Annotated in this window: 1 pseudogene; it reads left to right on the top strand. The window is 66.8% G+C overall.

The features are described from left to right. Positions 1–319 (top strand): annotated as a pseudogene (locus KVS67_RS11760) (heavy metal translocating P-type ATPase); the annotation flags it as partial.

Genomic DNA, 319 nt, shown 5'->3' with positions numbered 1-319 from the left:
GACCGAGGCCGGGGGGGAGGAAGACAGTGAGCCCCCCCCGCTGCGGCATCGGCTGATCGGCGCGATCGAGCTCACTGTTCCCGTAATCGCGTTGGCGATGATCCCCGCGCTGCAGTTCACGTATTGGCAGTGGGCCTCACTCGCCCTGGCCGCACCGGTGATCATCTGGGGAGCTTGGCCGTTCCACAAGGCGGCGTGGACAAACCTCAAGCACGGTGCGGCGACGATGGACACGCTCATCTCGATGGGCACCACCGTCGCACTGCTCTGGTCGCTCTACGCGCTCTTCCTCGGCACTGCCGGCACTCCCGGCATGACG

This window comes from Micrococcus sp. GbtcB5, assembly GCF_019091605.1.
Lineage (GTDB): Bacteria > Actinomycetota > Actinomycetes > Actinomycetales > Micrococcaceae > Micrococcus > Micrococcus luteus.
This window is presented reverse-complemented; position numbering and strand designations above follow the sequence as displayed.